At 29.9% G+C, this 288-nt stretch carries 1 protein-coding gene; it reads right to left on the bottom strand.

Annotated elements, in window-relative coordinates; genetic code table 11:
- A partial coding sequence (locus tag V7014_RS20280) for a hypothetical protein (RefSeq protein WP_335509725.1) occupies nt 1-273 on the bottom strand: 273 nt, incomplete at its 3' end.
- Nucleotides 274-288: the final 15 nt, after the last annotated feature.

Here is a 288-nt window from a genome sequence, read left to right as displayed (position 1 = left end):
AATTTGATATTGTAGTACTTTTAGCTGTGAACCAGTTAGATCTCCGAAAAATTTCTTAATAAGATCGCACCGTTGTATATACCATTGAATTGACGGAAGTTCTTTAATTGATGATTCGAATTTTTCTATAGAAAGATTAGTAATATAATAGTGCTTGTCAATAGTCTTTAAATCCATGCTTTTTTTACTTTTAAACTCAATAAATCCCATGCTCTTTAGAAAACTAATTACATCATCAATATCTTCATAAGCACCAAAGAAAAACCTTTCCATTTCGAGCCGCCTAAT

The sequence above is a fragment of the Bacillus sp. JJ722 genome, from assembly GCF_036963345.1.
GTDB lineage: Bacteria > Bacillota > Bacilli > Bacillales > DSM-1321 > Bacillus_AD.
Note: the sequence above shows the minus strand (reverse complement) of the source record. Positions and strands in the feature narration are given on the sequence as shown.